Origin of the sequence: Pseudomonas fluorescens (genome assembly GCF_001623525.1) — a bacterium.
GTDB lineage: Bacteria > Pseudomonadota > Gammaproteobacteria > Pseudomonadales > Pseudomonadaceae > Aquipseudomonas > Aquipseudomonas fluorescens_Q.
Genome location: NZ_CP015225.1, coordinates 1,686,534 through 1,707,139 on the forward strand (window position 1 = coordinate 1,686,534; position 20,606 = coordinate 1,707,139).

Annotated in this window: 21 protein-coding genes; 12 read left to right on the plus strand and 9 right to left on the minus strand. The window is 60.5% G+C overall.

Annotation, left to right across the window (positions count from 1 at the left end):
• The first annotated feature begins 242 nt into the window (after positions 1 to 242).
• From TK06_RS07240 to TK06_RS32960, 4 genes are all read left to right on the plus strand, one after another.
• Positions 243 to 1,487 carry an acyl-CoA dehydrogenase family protein gene (locus TK06_RS07240; RefSeq protein WP_063321485.1) on the plus strand — a complete coding sequence of 415 codons (1,245 nt, stop codon included), beginning with the start codon at positions 243 to 245 and terminating at the stop codon, positions 1,485 to 1,487.
• A 341-nt stretch (positions 1,488 to 1,828) separates the two neighbouring features.
• A complete protein-coding gene (locus TK06_RS07245) occupies positions 1,829 to 2,599 on the plus strand; it encodes a class I SAM-dependent methyltransferase (protein ID WP_063321486.1) in 771 nt (256 codons plus the stop codon).
• A gap of 90 nt (positions 2,600 to 2,689) precedes the next feature.
• The gene (locus tag TK06_RS07250) at positions 2,690 to 3,415 is read left to right on the plus strand and encodes a CPBP family intramembrane glutamic endopeptidase (protein ID WP_063321487.1); all 726 of its coding nucleotides are present in this window, start codon (positions 2,690 to 2,692) and stop codon (positions 3,413 to 3,415) included.
• Between the two features lie 44 nt (positions 3,416 to 3,459).
• Positions 3,460 to 3,837 carry a hypothetical protein gene (locus TK06_RS32960; protein WP_063321488.1) on the plus strand — a complete coding sequence of 126 codons (378 nt, stop codon included), beginning with the start codon at positions 3,460 to 3,462 and terminating at the stop codon, positions 3,835 to 3,837.
• A 47-nt stretch (positions 3,838 to 3,884) separates the two neighbouring features.
• Here the strand turns inward: TK06_RS32960 and TK06_RS07260 are convergent, their stop codons facing one another.
• The 4 genes from TK06_RS07260 to TK06_RS07275 form a co-directional block, all read right to left on the minus strand.
• Positions 3,885 to 4,580 carry a tRNA (adenine(22)-N(1))-methyltransferase gene (locus TK06_RS07260; protein ID WP_063321489.1) on the minus strand — a complete coding sequence of 232 codons (696 nt, stop codon included), beginning with the start codon at positions 4,578 to 4,580 and terminating at the stop codon, positions 3,885 to 3,887.
• A 15-nt stretch (positions 4,581 to 4,595) separates the two neighbouring features.
• Positions 4,596 to 5,522, minus strand: coding sequence for a Gfo/Idh/MocA family protein (locus TK06_RS07265; protein WP_063321490.1), 927 nt, complete (start codon positions 5,520 to 5,522; stop codon positions 4,596 to 4,598).
• 120 nt (positions 5,523 to 5,642) lie between these two features.
• The gene (locus TK06_RS07270; RefSeq protein WP_063321491.1) at positions 5,643 to 6,437 is read right to left on the minus strand and encodes a DeoR/GlpR family DNA-binding transcription regulator; all 795 of its coding nucleotides are present in this window, start codon (positions 6,435 to 6,437) and stop codon (positions 5,643 to 5,645) included.
• A gap of 113 nt (positions 6,438 to 6,550) precedes the next feature.
• Positions 6,551 to 7,558, minus strand: coding sequence for an aldo/keto reductase (locus TK06_RS07275; protein WP_063321492.1), 1,008 nt, complete (start codon positions 7,556 to 7,558; stop codon positions 6,551 to 6,553).
• Positions 7,559 to 7,650: 92 nt separating this feature from the next.
• Here TK06_RS07275 and TK06_RS07280 point away from each other — a divergent pair, with 92 nt between their 5' ends.
• Entirely contained in the window at positions 7,651 to 8,553 is a 903-nt protein-coding gene (locus TK06_RS07280; protein WP_063321493.1) for a LysR family transcriptional regulator, read from the plus strand.
• A 133-nt stretch (positions 8,554 to 8,686) separates the two neighbouring features.
• Here TK06_RS07280 and TK06_RS07285 read toward each other — a convergent pair whose 3' ends face one another.
• Together TK06_RS07285 and TK06_RS07290 are read right to left on the minus strand one after the other, a co-directional pair.
• Entirely contained in the window at positions 8,687 to 9,358 is a 672-nt protein-coding gene (locus tag TK06_RS07285) for a glutathione S-transferase family protein (protein ID WP_063321494.1), read from the minus strand.
• 178 nt (positions 9,359 to 9,536) lie between these two features.
• The gene (locus TK06_RS07290; RefSeq protein ID WP_063321495.1) at positions 9,537 to 10,289 is read right to left on the minus strand and encodes an SDR family oxidoreductase; all 753 of its coding nucleotides are present in this window, start codon (positions 10,287 to 10,289) and stop codon (positions 9,537 to 9,539) included.
• Positions 10,290 to 10,416: 127 nt separating this feature from the next.
• Between TK06_RS07290 and TK06_RS07295 the strand changes: the two genes are divergently transcribed.
• Positions 10,417 to 11,325 carry a LysR family transcriptional regulator gene (locus tag TK06_RS07295; RefSeq protein WP_063325094.1) on the plus strand — a complete coding sequence of 303 codons (909 nt, stop codon included), beginning with the start codon at positions 10,417 to 10,419 and terminating at the stop codon, positions 11,323 to 11,325.
• A gap of 211 nt (positions 11,326 to 11,536) precedes the next feature.
• Here TK06_RS07295 and TK06_RS07300 read toward each other — a convergent pair whose 3' ends face one another.
• Positions 11,537 to 11,878 (minus strand): hypothetical protein, encoded by a 342-nt coding sequence (locus TK06_RS07300; protein WP_063321496.1) that lies wholly within the window; start codon positions 11,876 to 11,878, stop codon positions 11,537 to 11,539.
• A gap of 151 nt (positions 11,879 to 12,029) precedes the next feature.
• Here TK06_RS07300 and TK06_RS07305 point away from each other — a divergent pair, with 151 nt between their 5' ends.
• Complete coding sequence (locus TK06_RS07305) at positions 12,030 to 12,266, plus strand: hypothetical protein (protein WP_063321497.1); 237 nt, start codon at positions 12,030 to 12,032, stop codon at positions 12,264 to 12,266.
• A gap of 43 nt (positions 12,267 to 12,309) precedes the next feature.
• On the opposite strand, the gene TK06_RS07310 is transcribed toward TK06_RS07305, so the two are convergent.
• Positions 12,310 to 13,245 (minus strand): hypothetical protein, encoded by a 936-nt coding sequence (locus tag TK06_RS07310; protein WP_063321498.1) that lies wholly within the window; start codon positions 13,243 to 13,245, stop codon positions 12,310 to 12,312.
• A gap of 112 nt (positions 13,246 to 13,357) precedes the next feature.
• Between TK06_RS07310 and TK06_RS07315 the strand changes: the two genes are divergently transcribed.
• Positions 13,358 to 13,843 (plus strand): thiol-disulfide oxidoreductase DCC family protein, encoded by a 486-nt coding sequence (locus TK06_RS07315; protein WP_063321499.1) that lies wholly within the window; start codon positions 13,358 to 13,360, stop codon positions 13,841 to 13,843.
• Positions 13,844 to 13,918: 75 nt separating this feature from the next.
• Here TK06_RS07315 and TK06_RS07320 read toward each other — a convergent pair whose 3' ends face one another.
• Positions 13,919 to 15,106: a XylR family transcriptional regulator gene (locus TK06_RS07320; RefSeq protein ID WP_063321500.1), complete on the minus strand. Its 1,188-nt coding sequence runs from the start codon at positions 15,104 to 15,106 to the stop codon at positions 13,919 to 13,921.
• Positions 15,107 to 15,261: 155 nt separating this feature from the next.
• Between TK06_RS07320 and xylA the strand changes: the two genes are divergently transcribed.
• The 4 genes from xylA to TK06_RS07340 all read left to right on the plus strand — a co-directional run bounded on the left by xylA (position 15,262) and on the right by TK06_RS07340 (position 20,606).
• On the plus strand, positions 15,262 to 16,578 hold the full coding sequence (gene xylA, locus TK06_RS07325) for a xylose isomerase (protein WP_063321501.1): 1,317 nt from the start codon (positions 15,262 to 15,264) through the stop codon (positions 16,576 to 16,578).
• A gap of 147 nt (positions 16,579 to 16,725) precedes the next feature.
• Positions 16,726 to 17,727 carry a D-xylose ABC transporter substrate-binding protein gene (gene xylF, locus TK06_RS07330; RefSeq protein WP_025213958.1) on the plus strand — a complete coding sequence of 334 codons (1,002 nt, stop codon included), beginning with the start codon at positions 16,726 to 16,728 and terminating at the stop codon, positions 17,725 to 17,727.
• A 185-nt stretch (positions 17,728 to 17,912) separates the two neighbouring features.
• Complete coding sequence (xylG, locus tag TK06_RS07335; RefSeq protein ID WP_063321502.1) at positions 17,913 to 19,469, plus strand: D-xylose ABC transporter ATP-binding protein; 1,557 nt, start codon at positions 17,913 to 17,915, stop codon at positions 19,467 to 19,469.
• A complete protein-coding gene (locus tag TK06_RS07340) occupies positions 19,470 to 20,606 on the plus strand; it encodes a sugar ABC transporter permease (RefSeq protein ID WP_003201312.1) in 1,137 nt (378 codons plus the stop codon). It abuts the gene before it with no gap.

A 20,606-nucleotide genomic window follows, 5' to 3' on the forward strand; every position in this document is an offset into this window, starting at 1 on the left:
AAGCTGTTGGTCCACTGTTGCCTGGCCAACACCTGGCCTGTCGATGCCCGACGCGGCAACTGTTGCCCGGCACACAGTTGCGCAACAGATTGTCCGTGGCCAGGACAGCCCTTTCGCTGATAAGCGCCGTATGGGCCCCGCATTTACGGGCGTTGGGCCTCGGGCATGGACTGTGCAATGGCCTTTGGCACCGGCAGATTTTTCCCCTGCCCGCCTACTCGCCATCAAGAAGGAAGATCAACATGACCGCACAGCAACAACACCTGCCGCCGACCCTTTCCACGGGCACCGACTATGAGCTCCTGGCCGAACGCTTCCGGCCGATCTTTGCGCGCATCCAGGCCGGCGCCCTGGAGCGTGAGCAGACGCGCAGCCTGCCCTTTGAACAGGTGAAATGGTTGAAGGAAGCCGGCTTTGGCGCCGTCCGCGTACCGGTCGAATATGGCGGTGCCGGGGCTTCGTTGCCGCAACTGCTGCAATTGCTGATCGAACTGGCTGAAGCCGATTCCAACCTGCCCCAGGCCTTGCGCGGACACTTCGCATTCGTCGAGGACCGTCTCAACGCCCACGCCAGCAGCCCACAAGACATCTGGTTCAAGCGTTTCGTCGAAGGTGAACTGGTGGGCAATGCCTGGACGGAAGTCGGCGCGGTGAAGATCGGCGAAGTCGGCACCCGGGTTTCCCGCCAGGGTGATCAGTGGGTCGTCAATGGCACCAAGTACTACAGCACCGGCAGTATCTTCGCCGACTGGATCGACGTGTATGCCCAACGCGACGACAACGGCACCGACGTGATTGCCGCCGTCCGCGTACACCAGCCGGGCGTCAAGCAAAGCGATGACTGGGACGGTTTTGGCCAACGCACCACCGGCAGCGGCACGTCGCTGTTCGAGAATGCGTTGGTCGAGGCAGAAAACCTCATCGACTTCTCTACCCGCTTCAAATACCAGACCGCGTTTTATCAACTGGTGTTGCTGGCCGTGCTGACCGGCGCCGGTCGCGCTGCGGTTCATGACATCACCGAGCAAGTGCGCAAACGCACGCGGGTCTTCAGCACCGGCAATGCCAGCGAAGTGAGCCAGGACGTGCAAGTGCAGCAAGTGATCGGCAGGGCATCGGCCCAGGTCTATGCCGCCGAAGCCACCACCCTGCGCGCCGCGAGCGCCTCCCAACGCGCCTACGAGAGCCGCTTCAGCCAGGACGCCGAAACCGAGCACACCGCCAACATCGCCGCCGAACTGGAGTCGGCCCAGGCCCAGGTGGTGATTTCCGACCTGGTGTTGCGCGCCACCAGCGACCTGTTCAATGCCCTCGGTGCTTCGGCCACCAGCACCAGCAAGACCCTCGACCGCCACTGGCGTAACGCCCGCACCGCTGCCTCGCATAATCCATTGATCTACAAGGAGCGCATCATTGGTGATTGGGAAATCAACGGTACGGAACCGCCGTATGTCTGGCAGATTGGCGGAGGGTCGAAGCAGCTTTGAGTAGCACATCCGAGAAGGACTGGCTCAGCGCTTGCGGGCGCTGGCTAGAAATATCCAGCGAAGAATGGCTCGAGGGCAAAGCGGCGAATGCTCATCTGTCGAGGGATAGGGGTGCTGAAGCCGCTAAAGTCAAAAGGCCTTGAAAGGGCTGGCTGTAAGAGCGGAACCACAAGCAGCCATTACCTCAGCGGATATACGCACCAACCAATCCCCCAAAAAACGATGAACGATCTGCCCCAACGCAAACACATGAGACCAAGTACAGAAAGGATCAACTAGCTGACGACCTGAACACACCGCATAATCCATCTACCCCCCATCCACCCAAAGGGTCGCTGAAGATGACAGTCATCCATAAGGCCGCTCAGATAGGATACTCAGCAGAAGCCAGCACCTATACCCAAGGGCGCCCAGGCTACCCAAGCGAAATACTGGCATGGCTCAGCAGCGCACTGGAAATCAGCCCAGGATCGACAGTCGTTGAGTTAGGAGCCGGTACCGGTAAATTTACTCGCCTGCTGGACTCAATGGCGATCAATGCCATCGCCATCGAACCGGTCGAGGCGATGCGAATCGAGTTTGCCAAGCATCTGCCGAACACCAGGATTCTGGAGGGAACGGCCGAATCCATTCCCCTCGAGGCAGGGACGGCGCAGGCGCTCGTATGCGCCCAGGCCTTCCACTGGTTCGCGAATGAAACCGCGCTCCAGGAAATTCACCGAGTACTCAAACCGGGCGGCCGGCTCGGCTTGATCTGGAACGTGCGTGATGAGTCCGTGGACTGGGTGGCCGACATCACTAAAATCATCACCCCCTTCGAAGGCGATACCCCACGCTTTCATACTGGAAACTGGCGACATCCCTTCAACGGACGTTACTTCTCGCAGCCCGAACTGACCTGTTTCAGTTACACCCACGCAGGCAGCCCCGAGACGGTCATCCTGGATCGCTTTCTGTCCGTGAGTTTTATTGCAGCACTGCCTGACGCAGAGAAGAAACGGGTAGCGGATCAACTACTGGCCTTGATTCAGACCCATCCGGCTCTGCGCGGACGCAAGCACATTGAGTTCCCTTATCAGACCCACGCTTATTCATGTCGCCGCCTGGATTGAATCACGACGCCATCAACCCAGCAGGAACTCGTACCTGACGCCCTCAAAATGCTGGCATCATGCCTTTTTCCTTGCACTCATGGAGTGACTGTGACGAATCTAAGTGCCGCCCCTGAGTTTGCAACCGCCGCCACTTTACCGCCCTACCGCTTCTTTCCCCGGCTCGGGATGTTTGTACTTGCAACCCTGATAGTCTTTCTGGCTGCAGTGCCCGAAGTCCTTTTCATACCCGCAGACATGCAGGCCTACCTGACGTTCACCACCACCTCAGGTATCACCGCGCTCGCTCTCCTCGCCCTCTTCGCCCTGCAGTACCGCTCCGATGCGCGCACTCAATGGCGCGGTCATTACATTGGCAAACCCCTGCAGTGGGGCGCGCTTGGCATCGTGGGCTCCTACCTGTTTTTCGGGGTCGCCATATTCGTGCTGGGGCTGCCGCGAGAAGTGTTCATGGCCCAGCTCCTGGACGGGCTCAACAATTGGCAGGCCACGATCAAGATCGCCTCGCTGATCGTGTTGCCGCCCATCGCTGAAGAGTTATTTTTCCGCCATTACATGCTCCGGCTGTTCCCCTATGAGAACAGCCGTACCTGGACATGGATCGCGATCATCGTCACGTCAGCCATCTTCGCCGGCATGCACATCCAATACGGGAACTGGATAACCGTCGCGCTGATCTTCTCCTGTGGAGGCGTATTCGCCATTGCAAGAGTGGTCAGCGGTGGCTTGCTGGTGCCAGTGCTCCTGCATTCGCTGGCCGAAATGGTTGCACTGACCACTGACAAGTCTTTCTCGCTGATGGGGCTTTACGGTTGAATCAGGCAAAGGCGCAAACGTCAGCACCTCAAACAAGGGCAACCATGACCTCTCACGCAGCGTGCCTCGGACTGTCTGCCTTGACGCTCGCCTTCCTGAGTGGGCCCGTCCAGGCCTCGACGTGGCAGATCTGCCACCTGGAGCTACGTATCGTCGAGGTCTTGAAACAACCCTACCCGCAGCTTCAGGCGCAGATCCTAAAAGTCAGGCCGAAGTCCGCCTCGGTGGAGTGCCCAGCGCAAGGCTCATCGCTCACCTTCACCCCGGAAACCCCGGACTACCAAGCCACGCTCCCCCGCCGGCAATGGCCCCGGAAAGGACAGTCACTACAGGTCGACTACCGCTACCTGGATGGCATCTGTAAAGGTGATGGCAACTCGTATGCGTGTCGTATCAAACACTACCCGGTGGTGGGTCGATAATCAGGCGGCTGGAGACACTGGCATTTAGCTGATGGCCTCAATGCGGCTCAAGCCAACAACTCCGTGATCCAGCGAGCCTGCCGGGCGATGTCCTGCAGCTTCTCTTGCGGCACGGTTTGCCGTGCCTTGGCGAAGCTGGTGAGGGTCTTTTGCTTCTGACGCAGCAGGCGTTGCCACTTGGCCAGGAAGACCGGGGTTCGCGCTTGCATCTGCAGCGGGCCGAAGTACAGCTCCTCGGCGGTGTACGTCACTGGCCCGGCGCGCTCGGCGACGATGATCTCGTAGTAGAAACGGTTTTCCCGCAGCACTTCCTCGCAAAGGATGCGGTAGTCGTTTTCCATCAGCCACTGGCGCAGCGGTTGTTCGCCGCCGTTGGGTTGTAGAATCAGCCGCTCGTGCCCGCTCAGCCGTGCTTTGCCGCTGTCCAGGATGTCGCGGATCGTCTCACCGCCCATGCCGCAGAGGCTGATCGCCGTGATCCCGTCTTCCGGCTCGATTGCCGCCAGGCCATTGGCCAGGCGCACGCTGATCCGCCGTTCCAGGCCATTCTCGACCACGGTGCGTTCGGCGGCGCGCAACGGCGTCAACGCCACCTCGCCGGCCACCGCTGCCGCAATGACGCCACGGCGCAACAAGGCCACCGGCAGGTACGCGTGATCCGAGCCGATATCGGCCAAGTGCGCACCTGCCGGCATATGCGCCGCCACGCGCTCCAGGCGCATGGACAATGTCTGTTCGTTCAACTGCAGTTCCCTGGGTTAATCGTAGAACGGCTCGACCGCCGTCCGACTGCCGACAAAGAAGCTGTCCGCGACCAACCGCAGTGGCTGCAGGTCCATGTCGCTGGCCTTGTCGTTGATCAGTTGCTGAAAATGTCGATACACCGCGGCGTACTCGCCCTCCTCGGAGACGGCCTGGCGCACGCCGTCGATGCTCAACAGCGCACCGCCGTTGTCCAGGCGCAGGACGCCTTCGGCGCAGCGTATCTCGATGCTCCAGAGCTCGTCATGACCATGGTCGAAATCGAATTCCGCCCGGATGTCGAGGTGGCGCGCATCAGCCATCTTGATGCTGGCGGCAATCGGCGACTGGCAGTTGTCCGGCACGCGCAACTCGGCGGCCTCCACGAACAACGGCAGTGCCAACAGATGAGTCGCAATCGACAGCGCGTTGATGCCGGGATCGAAGACCCCCAGGCCACCGGGTTGCCAGATCCACGCCTGGCCGGGGTGCCACTTGCGCACGTCTTCTTTCCAATCGATCTGCACGCTGTGCAAGGTGCGACTGGCCAGCCAGTCACGGGCGGCAGCGATGCCCGGGGCGTAACGCGAATGCCAGGCGAACAGGCCGCTGACGCCTTGCTCGCGAACCTGCTCCACCAAGGCCATGGCTTCACCCAGCGTGGCGCACGGCGGCTTTTCCACCAGGACGTGTTTACCGGCCGCCAGCGCCTGTTGCACCAGGGCGAATCGACCTTGTGGCGGTGTGCAAAACGCAATCGCATCGACCTGCGGACCGTTTTCGAGCAACTCGCCAAGGGATCGGAAGTTCTCCACCCCGGCGCAGGGCTGCCCTTGCGTGGCGACCGCCACCAGTTGGAACGCGGGGTTGGCGTGGATGGCTGGAACGTGTTGATCCTGGGCAATCTTGCCGTAGCCCACCAGGCCGAGACGAATCGGTTGCATCGATGACTCCTGTTTTTTTTTGTATTTGTGATCGGGCAGCAAACTAGACGCAAATTGCCTGGCGGACAATGGGGGCCGTACAGTATCTACCCGATTGCCCTGCACTGCGCCGCTAAGGCATCAACTACGCAGTTGCTCACGGACACTCGTCACGACGTTGGTCACCCGGTCGTAGAAGGGCTCCAGCCGCTCACGTGGCGCATCGTGCTCCACCACCAGGGCGGCGACCTCCTCACAAGAAACCACCTGATAATGAGCAACGCTGGACAGCTTTTCGTTGGTCACCGCTGTAATCACTTGCCCACTTGCCGCCACCACTGCGCGCTTGAACTCTGCGTCCTCCAGGCCGAATGCCGTGACCCCATTGTCTGGATCGATGGCGCAGGCCCCCAGAAAACAAACGTCATAACTGAACTGGCGCAATTGCTCCACCGCCGTCAGCCCGATCACACCACCGGCGATTGGGTTCAAGCGCCCCCCCAGGAGGATGACTTCGGCACGGGGCAGTTTCATCAACTGCACCGCAATCAACGGCGAATTGGTGGAGAGGGTCAACTGAAGGCCCGGATCGATGGCACCTGCAATCGCCAGGTTCGTCGACCCAGCATCGATGAACACGTGCTGGCCCGCGCGCAGCAAAGCAGCGGCCGCTTGGCCGAGGCTGCCCTTGCGTGCCGGGTCTTTACGCACGCGTACATCCAGCGACCCTTCGGCAGCCGGCACAAGTATCGCGCCGCCATAAACGCGCTTGCATAACCCCGCCGCGGCCAATACCCCCAGGTCACGCCGGATCGAGTGTTCGGACACATTGAATTCGCTGGCCAGGTCAGCCGCGATCACCCGGCCATACCGGGCGAGACGCTGGCTGATCAATTGCTGGCGTTCACCGGGGAACGCTTCGTGGGGAGAAGTCATGGGATACAACCTGCATAAACGAGCACTAATGATCATCAACGAGCAGATAGTGCCGGTTATGCAGCGAAGCGTCAAACCCGCTCATTCCAGCGAGCGCCTGCACGATCAATTGCTCAAGCGCTCCGTGGGACATTCGTGCCCATGCCCAATGGCAGGAAGGGTCGAATTTCTTCGATCTCTTCGGCGCTGAGGCGCAGTTGCGCGCCGGCAATCAGCCCATCGACCTGCCCGCGGCAACGGGCTCCGACGATGGCACCGGTCACCACCGGCTTACGCAGCACCCAGGCGATGGCGACTGCCGCCGCACTGACCCCGTGCCGTTCGCCGATACCGGCCAAGACCTCGACCAGCGCCAAGTTCGCGCTCAAGCGAGGCTCCTGGAAGTCCGCGCTTCGCGCCTTGCGCCAATCGTCGTCGGGCAATTGGGCGATGCGTTGGCGCGTCATGCTGCCGGAAAGCAGCCCCGATTGAAGGGTGGAATAGGCCAAGACCCCCATTCCCGTGTGCTCGCAAAATGGCAGGACATCTTCCTCGATGTCCCGCATCAAGACGGAATATGGCGGCTGAAGTGAAACGATCTCGGTCACCGCCAGGGCCCGCTTAAGTTGCGCGACATCGAAATTGGAGACACCGATGGCGCGAATTTTCCCCTGTTCGCGGGCGGTGGCCAACGCCGAAAGCGCCTGCTCGAGCCCTTCACTGCTGCCGTCGGCAGGAAAGGCCGGCCAGTGGATCTGATAAAGGTCGAGGGTTTCGACTTGCAGTCGGCGCAAGCTTGCCTCGACCTCGGCGAGCAATGATTGCGGCGCCAGCGAGTGTGAGATCGCCTTGGTGACCGGGTCCCAGACCAGGCTGCCCTTGGTGAACACCAATGGGCGCTGCGAAGCCGGCAGCCTCCGCAACAGCTGCCCGACCAAATGCTCGGCATGGCCCAAACCATAAATCGCCGCCGTATCGATCCAGTTCACCCCGCATTCAACGGCATACTCAAGAGCACCGAGGCTGTCCTCGTCGTCCTGCGCACCCCAGCTGTATTCCCAGCCGGTGCCAGCAATGGCCCAGGTTCCCAGGCCAATGGGCGAAATCAGCAAGTCCGATGATCCAAGACGATTCTTTTGCATAGCGAGTTCTCCACAGATGATGTGGGCAGTATCCGCGAGGGATCTCATGACGATAAGATGGGTAATCTTATTTGAACTACTGAACTGTATTCATGAGTCAGCACCCCGATCTTTCCGAACTGGATGCCTTTGCCGCCGTCGCTCGCCATCGCAGCTTTCGCAAGGCCGCCGACGAGCGTGGCGTTTCGGCCTCGGCATTGAGCCACGCCATGCGAGCCCTGGAAGCACGTCTGGGTGTCAGGCTGCTCAACCGCACCACGCGCAGCGTTACCCCGACCGAGGCCGGCCACCAGCTATTGGCAACGCTGGCCCCTACCCTGCAGCAGGTCGCCGAAGCCTTGACCCAATTGACCTCGCTGCAAGACGTGCCTGCGGGCAAGCTTCGCCTCAACGTGGCGCGTCCGGCGGCGCGTGCGGTATTTGCGAAGGTGCTCGCGCCGTTCGTGGCCAGGTATCCCCGCATTCAACTGGACCTGGTCAGCGATGATGGCTTGACCGATATCGTCAACGGTGGCTTTGACGCCGGCGTGCGCTTTGGCGAAAGCCTGGCCGGCGACATGATCGCCGTCCCTGTCGGTCCCCCTCAATCGTTCGTGACCGTAGCCGCGCCAACCTACCTGGCCGCGAAGGGGATCGCCCAGGCTCCACGGGACTTGCTCGACCATGCCTGCATCGCCCGGCGTTTTCCCAGCGGCAAACTCTACGCTTGGGAGTATCAGGCAGAGGGGCAACCGATCCGGTTGTCCGTCACCGGCCCGCTCATTCTTGAAGACGATGCGCTGATGATCCAGGCGGCGAAAGATGGCGCCGGGATCGCCTACGTCTACGAGGAGCTGGTACGCGACGACCTCCGCAATGGGCATCTCACGGAACTGCTCGCGCAATGGAAAGCGCCGCCAAGCCGTTTTTTTCTCTATTACCCCAGCCGACGCCATGTGCCGCCGGCCCTGAAAGCGCTCATCGAGTTCATCCGGGCGGACGATTGGCTAACCTGAAACCGGCAGGTAAAAATGGCCAGTTGGGGCCAGCCCATCGTTGACCTACTCAACGAGGATCGGAGCGCTTTTTGATGGATTCGTCATGTTCCCGACTCCCGATCGAAAGGCTTTGGTTGATTGATCGCTGCGGCTAAGCGGCAGCGATCAGCGCGCCTTGTTGGCGCAGATGCGTTTGGAATCGATCAGCAAAGTCTTCGACAACGGCATCCCTTACGCTGGAGCGCGCCTCAAGCGCTTCACGCCAAGCCGAAATGCGCGGAAGGCCGTCGAAAATCTGGCGTGCGACAGTTGCGTCGATACTCTCGAAGTAACGGAAAAGCGGAGCATAAACCGCATCAACCATTCCAAAGACCGAGCCATCGAAGAACGGCCCCACGCCTATTTCTGACTCCAGTTTGCCGAGCCGTTCGCGAAATGCGGTGCGCTTGGCATCTGCGGTCGCAGAGTCACGAGCGTGGAGAAACTGCCAGGCTTCAGCTTGCGTCTGCGACGCGAACTCGATCCACGCGCGATTCCGTGCGCGAGCTAACGCATCAATCGGGTACATCGGCGCGCCGCCTTGGGTTTCGTCGAGGTACTCGCAGATGACCATGCTTTCGAATAGGATCGCGTCTTGCGCATTGTCCTGGCGCACCTTGAGCACCGGGACCTTGCCGGTTGGCGAAATTGCCAGGAACCAGTCTGGCTTGGCTGATAGATCGACATTTATCCGATCGAATTGGTTGCCCTTTTCAAGAAGCACAATCGCGGCGCGCTGTACGAATGGGCATAGTGGGTGGCTTATTAACGTAAGAGCGTTCATTGCTTTTAGTGGCTCTGGAGGGTTTATTAAGCGGAAACAGCGGCAGAGGTTTCCCGCGTACCGCTGTTTGCACAGTCTGGATTGGACTCGTTCGTCGCTAAGTGCTGAGGCGGGCGTTCAGTATCTGATTAACTCAGCCCAAGCGATGTTGCATTCGCACAATTCTTGAGCTGCGCCCTTAGCCATTCAGCAGGCGGCCGCCGTCAAGGACGATTTCAGAGCCGACCGTCCAGCGCGACTCGTCGGATGCCAGATACAGCACTGCTTTGGCCACCTCGTCGGAGGTACCGAAGCGCCCAAGCGGAATGGTTGCCGCAATCTCTTTGTTAAGCTGCTCGCGATAAGCTTCCGGAATACCGAGCTTGTCGTAAAGCGGCGTCTCGACGGGGCCAGGGCTCACTGCGTTGACCCGGATGCCACGGCCCAGCAATTCGGTCGAGAGCGTCTTCGACATGTTCAGCAATGCGGCCTTCGTTGCGGCATACACGGACGAGCGATCTGCGCCCGCATGCGCGCTTACGGAAGTGGTCAACACGACGGAAGCAGGATTTGCGAAGACCGGCAACAGCGCCTGCATCAGGAAGTACGGCCCTTTGACGTTGATGTCGAAAGAACGGTCGAACATCTCTTCCGTCCATTCCTCAATGGGCTGCCAGACGGATACGCCGGCATTGAGGAAGGCAACGTCGAGTTGGCCGTAGTGTTCCTTGATGACTTGGGCCAACTCCTTTTGTTCTGCAACGCTGGCCGAGTCGGCGCGCAGCACCGGCACTTCCGGGCCCAATTCGGCCTGGGCCTTTGCAATCGAATCGGGGTTGACACCCGTTACGATCACGCGAGCCCCCTCCGCGAGGAACTGCTTTGCCGTTTCCAGCCCGATGCCACTGGTGCCGCCAGTGATGAGCGTACGTTTACCTTGCAAGCGCGACATTTGAATTCTCCGGTGAATGACGACCACCGCGGTCGACATGGAGAAATATGCGCTCATGCCTCGTATAGGATAAGACCACCTATTCGCATATGATTCATGCAAATCAGGCATGAATCGAGGTGGAGAAGTGGACCGATTTCTTTTGATGACATGCTTCGCGCGTGCTGTAGAAACTGGGAGCTTTTCGGCGGCAGGGCGCGATCTAGGGTTGGGACAACCCAATGTAAGCCGCTATGTAGCGGCTCTGGAGGACCATTTGCAGACGCGCTTGCTCCACCGGTCTACGCGCAAGCTATCCTTGACGCCGGAGGGCGAACGCTACTATGCGGACATCCGGCGCATCCTGGATGCGGTGGATGAATCCGAATCGTCCTTCAGGAACAACGTCGAGCCATCGGGACTCTTGCGCGTAGCCTGTCCGACAGCGCTCGCACACGCGTTTGTGCTGCCGCATGTGCCGGCCTTTTTGGAGCGCTACCCTCAATTGAACCTGGATCTGCAACTCAACGATCGATACGTAGACCTGGTCAATGAAGGCACCGAACTCGCCATTCGCATAGGACACCTGGAGGACAGCGCCCTGCGCGCCCGGCCTCTTGGGTGGTACGACCGGGTCTTCGTCGCCAGCAAGGAGTACTTGGCCAAACGTGGAGTACCGCAGACCCCGGATGATCTACGCGCCCACGATTGCATCATCTACACCTTGCTGTCGTCCGGGGCGACCTGGCGATTCCGGGACGCGGACATTCCGATTGGCGGTAGGCTCAGGGTCAACTCGCCCGACGCTGTGAGTGCGGCAGTCGCGGCAGGCCTGGGCGTGGCGCATGGACCTGCGTGGCTGTTTGAGAGCGGGCTGAACAGCGGGAAATTACAGTTCATTCTCACCAACCATGCGGCTCCCCCTGTCCCCGTGCAGATGGTTTATGTCGCCAATAGACTGCTCCCCACGCGGGCTATCGTGTTCATGGATTTTATGGCTGACGTGTTTTCAAGGATTCCAGCCTTGAACGGCGGCTCCCCTTTGCCGACGTTATAAGGCAAGACGACAAAACGTGCCCCCTCACGCTCTTGCCGATCGCCGCGCGGGTGCGCGATGCCGGTCACGGCGGATGCGCTGTCCGGGCCGAAATACCGGGCTGGAGTCATCGTCAAACAAAAAAAGCCCCGCGACCGAGGACGGTGCGGGGCAAGGGAATTGGTTGGTTGCGGCCAACCAAAGGAGCACAGTGAAAAACGTTTACGGCCGGTCAGATGCATTCCTGTGCGGCGCGTTCGAAACTCGAAGGCAGGAGGTTGGAGGCCAGCAAATGTCGCTCGTAGATGAAGACCTTGCCGCCACTGCCGGCCTTGTAGGCTTCCAGCACGTTGTCCGCCGAGACTTTGCTCGGCACCACGATGCGGTAGCTGCGCTGGGTCTGCGAGACCATCGGGCTCAAGGCACTGCCCTGCAATTTCGGTACGACGCATTCAGCGTATTGGGCCGGCGTCTTGCTGGTCTGCAAGGTCAGGGTCGGATCGTTCGGCGCCGAGGCGCAACCGGCCAGCAACAACGGGGAAAACGCCAGGGGAAGCAAAAATAAAGGGCGCATGGGTGGGGTCCTGAAAATAAAAATAATGGGCTGCGTGTTCGATGGCGCTGATTTTCCAATGATTGCCGGCAAAGCAGAACTTGCATTTCGTAATGGTCACTATTACTCCTAGCAATAGTTGCAAGCCGAGAAAGACTGATGAGGCATAGCCATGAGAACGTTTGATCTGATTCGCGACGCGGTATTGCCCGACTTTCGTGAGCGGGTGGCTGATTACCTGATCCAGTACGAAAGCGTGCTACTGAGCAGCACCGAACCCGCCCCGGAGCTCAGGCGCGCCACGGCCAATCAACTGCGCGGTTATTTGCGCGGGTTGAACACCACTCGGGTACTGGGCATGGCGGATTGGGAGGAGCTGGATCGGCGGGTGGTGAACACGTGGCTTTAGCGCCCGGCCAGTGACAGACCGGACTTCCAGGAATGGGTTCGATTCATTGTGGCGAGTGAGCTTGCTCCCGCTGGGCTGCGTAGCAGTCCTCTTGCGGCCGCGGCCCAACGCAGGCTTGCGCCCGGTCCACCAACCGTTGTACCCACGCGGCATCCTGATCATTGATCACCCCATAGCGGTTCGGCGGTAGAAAATTCCAGTGATGAGCGGCCTCTTCCAGGCGCTTGAGTTCATCGGCGGACAGCCAGTACGGCGTCTCCACCAATGGCATCGGCGCACCGTCGAAACGTCGGCCCAACTGCAGGTTCGTGCCGGGGGCGAAAGCAATCGCCAGTTGCTGGCGGGGTTGCAGGAGCTTGTTCGGTGCGGGCATTTGCCCTACTCGCCCGTAGCTGAAGTCGCCCGAAAACTGCTCCTTGAGCACCAGCCAATGTCCCGCCGCGGTCTTGGCCAGAATCCATTGCGATATACCGCTGTCTTGCACGCACTTCAACTTGCCGTCGGTCCATTGCATGAGGGTGTTGCAGTCCGGGTCATAGTCGTTGGACCACAGGCTGATGCCGGAGACCAGGGTATGGTGTTCGAGTTCGACCAGCCCTTGATCGGGCATCGATTGCCAAAATCGCTTGGTCGGGTCGCGCTTATCGCGCAAGTAGTTATGCAGGCCCCAGGCAGCCATGAACAACAAGGTGGCGAGCACAAGCCAGCCAAGGGAATCCCCGACGATTCGGTCAAGGTCGACGCCTGGGGCGGATAACCCTTGATAGACCAGCAGCCCCAGCAGAAACGCGATGCCCGGCAACACCGGGCCCAGGCACAACGGCGGCACCAGCACCATGATCCAGCTGAAGCGATGCATGGTCGCGCGCTCATGCGCCCAGGCCAGCTCCTCAGCAAGCATCGGCGCCAACTCCCGAGGGCCAATGACAGGGTCAGGTGTCTGGAAGCGTATATACAGGCTGTAGGTGTCATCGCTCATGGATCGGATCATGCCCTTGAAGTCATCATGGTCGAGCAACCCTTCGGGGCGCCCCTTGACGCTGGAACACGCGTATTATCCGGGTAACCAGGCGCCATGTAGACACCCATTCATGCCCATCTCCCAAACACGCCCCTCTCCCGCACCCTTGCTCGAGCCAGGCGAGACAGTGGTCCTGTTCGACGGCGTTTGTAAACTGTGCAATGGCTGGGCGAAATTCCTGATCCGCCATGACCACGCCCGATGCGTGCGGTTGGCCTCCGTACAGTCGCCAGAAGGACAAGCCTTGCTTGCCTGGGCGGGCCTGCCCCTGCATCAATTCGATACCATGGCCGTGGTTCGCGATCAGCATTACTGGGTGCGTTCGGATGCGATTTTTGAAGTCGTAGCCCTATTGCCCGGGGCCTGGCGCCCGGTGAAACTGCTGCGCTACGTCCCCCGCAGGCTGCGGGACTGGGCCTACGATCGCATTGCCCTGAATCGATACCAACTGTTTGGCAAATACGACGTGTGCCTTTTGCCGAACGCGGATCATGAGCGGCGTTTTTTGAAGATTCCCACGCCTGGGACCTACCCGGCGGAACGGATCGATATTTAGCCCAGCAATAAGCGGGGCCGCTTTGCGCCCCAGCGGGAGCAAGCTCCCTCGCCACGAGAGCGGTTCGGCAGTGGGTCAGTGAGTTGCTGCATTGGCCCCCTGCTGATACTCCCGAGGGGTGCAGCCGAACTCGCGGCGAAACACGGTGTGCAGGTACTGCGCCGATTTGAAGCCGCAGTTCTGGGCGATGTCGGCAATCGGCGAGTGGGTGTTTTCCAGGCCATTGGCGGCGGCGGCCAGTTTGAAGCGCAGGATCTCGTCGTGCACGCTGCATCCCCGCTCCTTGCGAAAGTGCGATTCCAGCGATGAGCGCGACACGCCCACATAGGCCGCCACCTGGGCCGTCTTGATGCCCTGGCAGGCGTATTGGCGGATGAAGAGCAGTGCCTGCATGACATAAGGGTTGCCCAACGGTTGATGCAGGCTCGACACCTGCACATTGATCGCATCCGGCGGTATCAGAATCTGTGTGCCCGTGGACGGCATGCCGTGCAGCATTTGATGGAGCAGGCGTGCGGCGGTGCGGCCCATGGTTTCGGTGCCCTGGATCACCGAGCTCAGCGGCACCCTTGTCAGGCTGCGGGTCAGGGGGTCGTTGTCGATGCCGATCAATGCCACTTCCTCCGGTACGGCGATTCCGGCGGTCAGGCAGGCTTGCAGCAACTGCCGGGCGCGGGCGTCGCTGACGGCGATGATGCCGATGGGTTTGGGCAGGCTTTGCAGCCAGGCGATCTGCTGTTCGACGGCGCTATCCCACAGCGGTGCGCTGGTGCCCATGCCGCGATAGACCTCGGCGTGCAGGCCATCGCGCTGCACCAGCCGGAGAAAGGCTTTTTCCCGTTCCTGGGCCCAGCGATTGGCTTGTGCTTCAGGCAGGCTGAAACAGGCAAAACGCGTCAGCCCGGCCTCGATCAGGTGCTCGTAGGCCAACGTCATCAACGCATCATTGTCGGTGGCGACATAGGGGATGCCTTTCGGATAGGCGCGCTCATCCTGATAGGAACCGCCCACCGCCACCACCGGCAGCTTGATTCCGGCCAGTGCCTCGCCAATCAGCGGGTCGTCGAAGTCGGCGATGATTCCGTCGCCCTGCCAGCGCTCGATGCCTTTCAAGCGACAGAGGAAATCCTCCTCGAGGAACAAGTCCCAGGACGCACGGGTGCTGCTCAGGTAGTTGCCGATGCCGCTGATGATGCCGCGGTCGTAGATCTTGCTGCCATTGAACAACAGTGCGATGCGGTGAACGGGCGGGACGGTTTTCATTGGTTTAACCCTGGGCCGATGCACACAGACTAGGCGCGCAAGCGATGAACCTCAATACTCAAAATCGAACGCCCTGTTGGTGATTTTCATAATCAGCAACCTCGGGGCCGGCGTTAGTATCGAGACACCGCCAAGAATAAAAAAGGAACTCGCCCATGTCGTACTTCCCCGCTGTCGACAAGATTCGCTACGAAGGCGCCGCCAGCGACTCGCCGCTTGCCTTCCGTCACTACGACGCCAACAAACTGGTGCTCGGTAAACCCATGCGCGAGCACCTGCGCATGGCGGTCTGCTACTGGCATACCTTCGTCTGGCCGGGGTCGGATGTGTTCGGTGCCGGTACCTTCAAGCGCCCGTGGCAGCACGCTGGGGATCCCATGGAAATGGCCATCGGCAAGGCCGAAGCGGCCTTCGAGTTCTTCTCCAAGCTGGGCATCGACTACTACTGCTTCCACGACACCGATGTCGCCCCCGAAGGCACTTCGCTCAAAGAGTACCGCGAACACTTCGCCCAGATGGTCGACCACCTGGAGCGCCATCAGGAACAAACCGGGATCAAGCTGCTGTGGGGCACCGCCAACTGCTTCAGCAACCCACGTTTTGCCGCAGGTGCCGCCAGCAACCCGGACCCGGAAGTCTTCGCCTGCGCCGCCGCCCAGGTGTTCAGCGCCATGAACGCGACCCAACGCCTGAAGGGCTCCAATTACGTGCTGTGGGGCGGTCGAGAAGGTTACGAAACCCTGCTCAATACCGACTTGAAACGCGAGCGCGAGCAACTGGGCCGTTTCATGCGCATGGTGGTCGAGCACAAGCACAAGATCGGCTTCAAGGGCGACCTGCTGATCGAGCCCAAGCCCCAGGAACCGACCAAGCACCAGTACGATTACGACAGCGCCACGGTGTTCGGCTTCCTGCAACAGTTCGGCCTGGAAAACGAGATCAAGGTCAACATCGAAGCCAACCACGCGACCCTGGCCGGGCATAGCTTTCATCATGAGATCGCCACGGCCGTCTCGTTGGGGATCTTCGGCAGCATCGACGCCAACCGGGGCGACCCGCAGAACGGTTGGGACACCGACCAGTTCCCCAACAGCGTCGAAGAGATGACCCTGGCCACCTACGAGATTCTCAAGGCGGGCGGTTTCACCAACGGCGGGTTCAACTTCGATTCCAAAGTGCGGCGCCAGAGCGTGGACGAACTCGATCTGTTCCACGGTCATGTGGCGGCCATGGACGTCCTGGCCCTGGCCCTGGAACGCGCGGCAGCCATGGTCCAGAACGACCAGCTCCAGCAGTTCAAGGACCAACGCTACGCCGGTTGGCAGCAGCCGTTCGGCCAAGCAGTCTTGGCCGGTGAATTCAGCCTCGCCTCACTGGCCGAACATGCCTTCACCAACGAGCTGAATCCCCAAGCCGTCAGCGGTCGACAGGAGATGCTCGAGAACGTGGTCAACCGGTTTATCTATCCTTGACAACGGGCAGAGCTGTGGTGCTGTGAGGTTGTTACATTCTCGCGACAAATCTCTGCCCACAGCGCTCGGCGACTCTCTACAGTTCTATCCGCACCACGCTCATCGTCAGGCAGTGTCTTTCAAACAACAATAAAAGGACGCACCACCATGAAAACATTCAAACGCACGTTACTCGCTGGCGCCCTCGCCCTGCTCTCGCTGCCGGTCATGGCCGATGCGGCCCATCCGAAAATCGGTTTTTCCATCGATGACCTGCGCCTGGAACGCTGGTCGCGGGACCGTGACTACTTCGTCGCGGCGGCGGAAAAACTCGACGCCAAGGTCTTCGTCCAGTCGGCGGATGCCAACGAGCAGAAGCAGATTTCGCAGATCGAAAACCTGATTTCCCGCGGCGTCGATGTGATCGTCATCGTGCCGTTCAACGCCACCGTGCTGACCAACGCCGTCGCCGAAGCCAAGAAGGCCGGGATCAAGGTCGTGTCTTATGACCGACTGATCCTCAACGCCGACATCGACGCCTACATTTCCTTCGATAACGAAAAGGTCGGCGAGATGCAGGCCAGCGGTGTGCTCAAGGCCGCGCCGAAGGGCAATTACTTCCTGCTCGGTGGCGCGCCCACGGACAACAACGCCAAGGTCCTGCGCGAAGGCCAGATGAAGGTGCTGCAACCGGCCATCGACAAGGGGGATATCAAGATCGTCGGCCAGCAGTGGGTGAAGGAATGGAACCCCACCGAAGCCTTGAGCATCGTGGAAAACGCCCTGACCCGGAACAACAACAAGATCGATGGCATCGTCGCCTCCAACGACGCCACCGCCGGCGGTGCGATCCAGGCCCTGGCCGCCCAGAAAATGGCCGGCAAGGTGCCGATCTCGGGCCAGGACGCCGACCTCGCAGCGGTCAAGCGCGTGATCGATGGCACCCAGACCATGACCGTCTACAAGCCGCTGAAGCTGATCGCCTCCGAAGCCGCCAAGCTCTCGGTGCAACTGGCGCGCAACGAGAAGCCGACCTTCAGCTCGCAATACGACAATGGCAGCAAGAAAGTCGACACCATCCTGCTCACCCCTACACCGTTGACCAAGGACAACATCGACCTGCTGGAAAAGGACGGGTTCTACACCAAGGCGCAGATCGCCGGGCAGTGACCCGGGGGCAAATCCTGGGTTAAGCAAAGTCCCTGTGGGAGCGAGCTTGCTCGCGATGGCGGCAGCCCATCCAATGTGGGTGCAAGCCGAAACACCGCTATCGCGAGCTCCCACAGAGGGTTGACTGACACCAGGAAATACTTGCCCCCTGCGTATGTGTGAGCCCTTTTCCATGAGTCCTTGCCATGTCCGACTACCTGCTGCAAATGAACGGCATCGTCAAAACCTTTGGCGGTGTCAAAGCCCTGAACGGCATCGACATCAAGGTCAGGCCAGGTGAGTGTGTCGGCCTGTGCGGTGAGAACGGCGCCGGCAAATCCACGCTGATGAAGGTGCTGTCGGCGGTCTATCCCTACGGCACCTGGGACGGTGAAATCCTTTGGGATGGCCAGCCGCTCAAGGCGCAGTCCATCAGCGAAACCGAAGCCGCCGGGATCGTCATCATTCATCAGGAGCTGACCCTGGTCCCCGACCTGTCGGTGGCGGAAAACATCTTCATGGGTCACGAACTCACGCTGCCCGGCGGGCGCATGAACTACCCGGCGATGATCCACCGTGCCGAAGCGCTGATGCGTGAACTCAAAGTGCCGGATATGAACGTCTCGCTGCCGGTTTCGCAGTACGGCGGTGGCTACCAGCAACTGGTGGAAATCGCCAAGGCGTTGAACAAACAGGCTCGGCTGCTGATCCTTGACGAGCCCTCCTCGGCCCTGACCCGTTCGGAAATCGAGGTGCTGCTGGACATCATCCGCGACCTCAAGGCCAAGGGCGTTGCCTGCGTGTACATCTCCCACAAGCTCGATGAAGTGGCCGCCGTGTGCGACACCATCTCGGTAATCCGCGATGGCAAACACATCGCCACCACCGCGATGGCGGACATGAGCATCCCGAAGATCATCACCCAGATGGTCGGACGGGAAATGAGCAACCTCTACCCCACCGAACCCCATGACGTCGGCGAAGTGATTTTCGAGGCGCGCCACTTCACCTGCTACGACGTCGACAACCCCAGGCGCAAACGGGTCGACGACATTTCATTCGTTCTCAAGCGTGGGGAAATCCTCGGCATCGCCGGGCTGGTCGGTGCCGGCCGTACGGAACTGGTGTCCGCGCTGTTCGGCGCCTACCCCGGCCGCTACGAAGGTGAAGTCTGGCTCAACGGCCAACAAATCGACACGCGCACGCCGCTCAAGTCGATCCGTGCCGGCCTGTGCATGGTCCCCGAAGACCGCAAGCGCCAAGGCATCATTCCGGACCTTGGCGTGGGGCAGAACATCACCCTGGCCGTGCTGGATAACTATTCGAAACTGACCCGCATCGACGCCGAAGCCGAACTGGGCAGCATCGACAAGGAAATCTCGCGCATGCACCTCAAGACCGCGAGCCCGTTCCTGCCGATCACCAGCCTCTCCGGCGGCAACCAACAAAAAGCCGTGTTGGCGAAAATGCTCCTGACCAAACCCCGCGTGCTGATTCTCGATGAACCCACCCGCGGCGTGGACGTCGGCGCCAAGTACGAGATCTACAAGCTGATGGGCGCGCTGGCGGCCGAAGGCGTGTCGATCATCATGGTGTCCTCGGAGCTGGCCGAGGTGCTGGGGGTTTCCGACCGCGTCCTGGTGATCGGCGACGGCCAGTTGCGCGGTGACTTCATCAACCACGAACTCACCCAGGAACAAGTGCTTGCCGCCGCGCTCAGCCATCCCGATGGCCATAACAATAATGATCGGAAGTCCGCGTAGATGAATCAGGTCAAACAGCTGTTTTCCCGCTACAAAATGCTCGCGCTGGTGATCGCCGTGGCGCTGATCTGGCTGTTTTTCAGCTGGCAGACCGAGGGTGGGTTCGTGACCCCGCGCAACCTCTCCAACCTGCTGCGGCAGATGTCCATCACCGGAATCCTGGCCTGCGGCATGGTGCTGGTGATCATCAGCGGCGAGATCGATTTGTCGGTGGGTTCATTGCTTGGGCTGCTCGGTGGCCTGGCGGCGATTCTCGACGTGGTCTATCACATTCCGCTGCTGGCGAACCTGAGTTTGGTGGCCCTGTGCGGCTTGGTGATTGGCTTGGGCAACGGCTACATGACCGCCTACCTGCGTATCCCGTCGTTCATCGTCGGGCTAGGTGGCATGCTCGCGTTTCGCGGCGTTCTGCTGGGAGTAACCGGCGGCACCACCATTGCCCCGGTGTCACCGGAGCTGGTCTACGTTGGGCAGGGATACTTGCCGCACACGGTCGGGACCGGGCTCGGTATCCTGCTGTTCGCCCTGACGCTGTTCCTGACTTGGAAACAGCGGCGCAACCGTGCCCTCCATGGCCTGGCGGCCCACTCTCTGGTGCGTGACGTATTGCGCGTGGTGGTGATCGGCGCGGTGTTGGCGGGGTTCGTCTATACCCTCAACAGCTACGACGGCATCCCGGTGCCGGTGCTGCTCCTACTGATCCTGCTGGGCGTATTCAGCTACGTCACCAGCCAGACCGTGTTCGGTCGACGCGTCTATTCGGTGGGCAGCAACATGGAAGCCACGCGCCTGTCCGGCATCAACGTACAGGCCGTGAAGCTGTGGATCTTCGGCATCATGGGCGTGATGTGCGCCCTCGCCGGCGTGGTCAACACCGCACGCCTGGCCGCTGGCTCACCTTCGGCGGGCAACATGGGCGAACTCGATGCCATCGCTGCCTGCTTCATCGGCGGCACCTCCATGCGCGGCGGCTCCGGCACGGTCTACGGTGCTCTCCTCGGCGCGCTGGTGATCACCAGCCTGGACAACGGCATGTCCATGCTCGACGTCGACAGTTATTGGCAGATGATCGTCAAGGGCAGCATTCTGGTGTTGGCGGTGTGGGTGGATGTGAGTACGCGCACGGGGCGGCGTTGA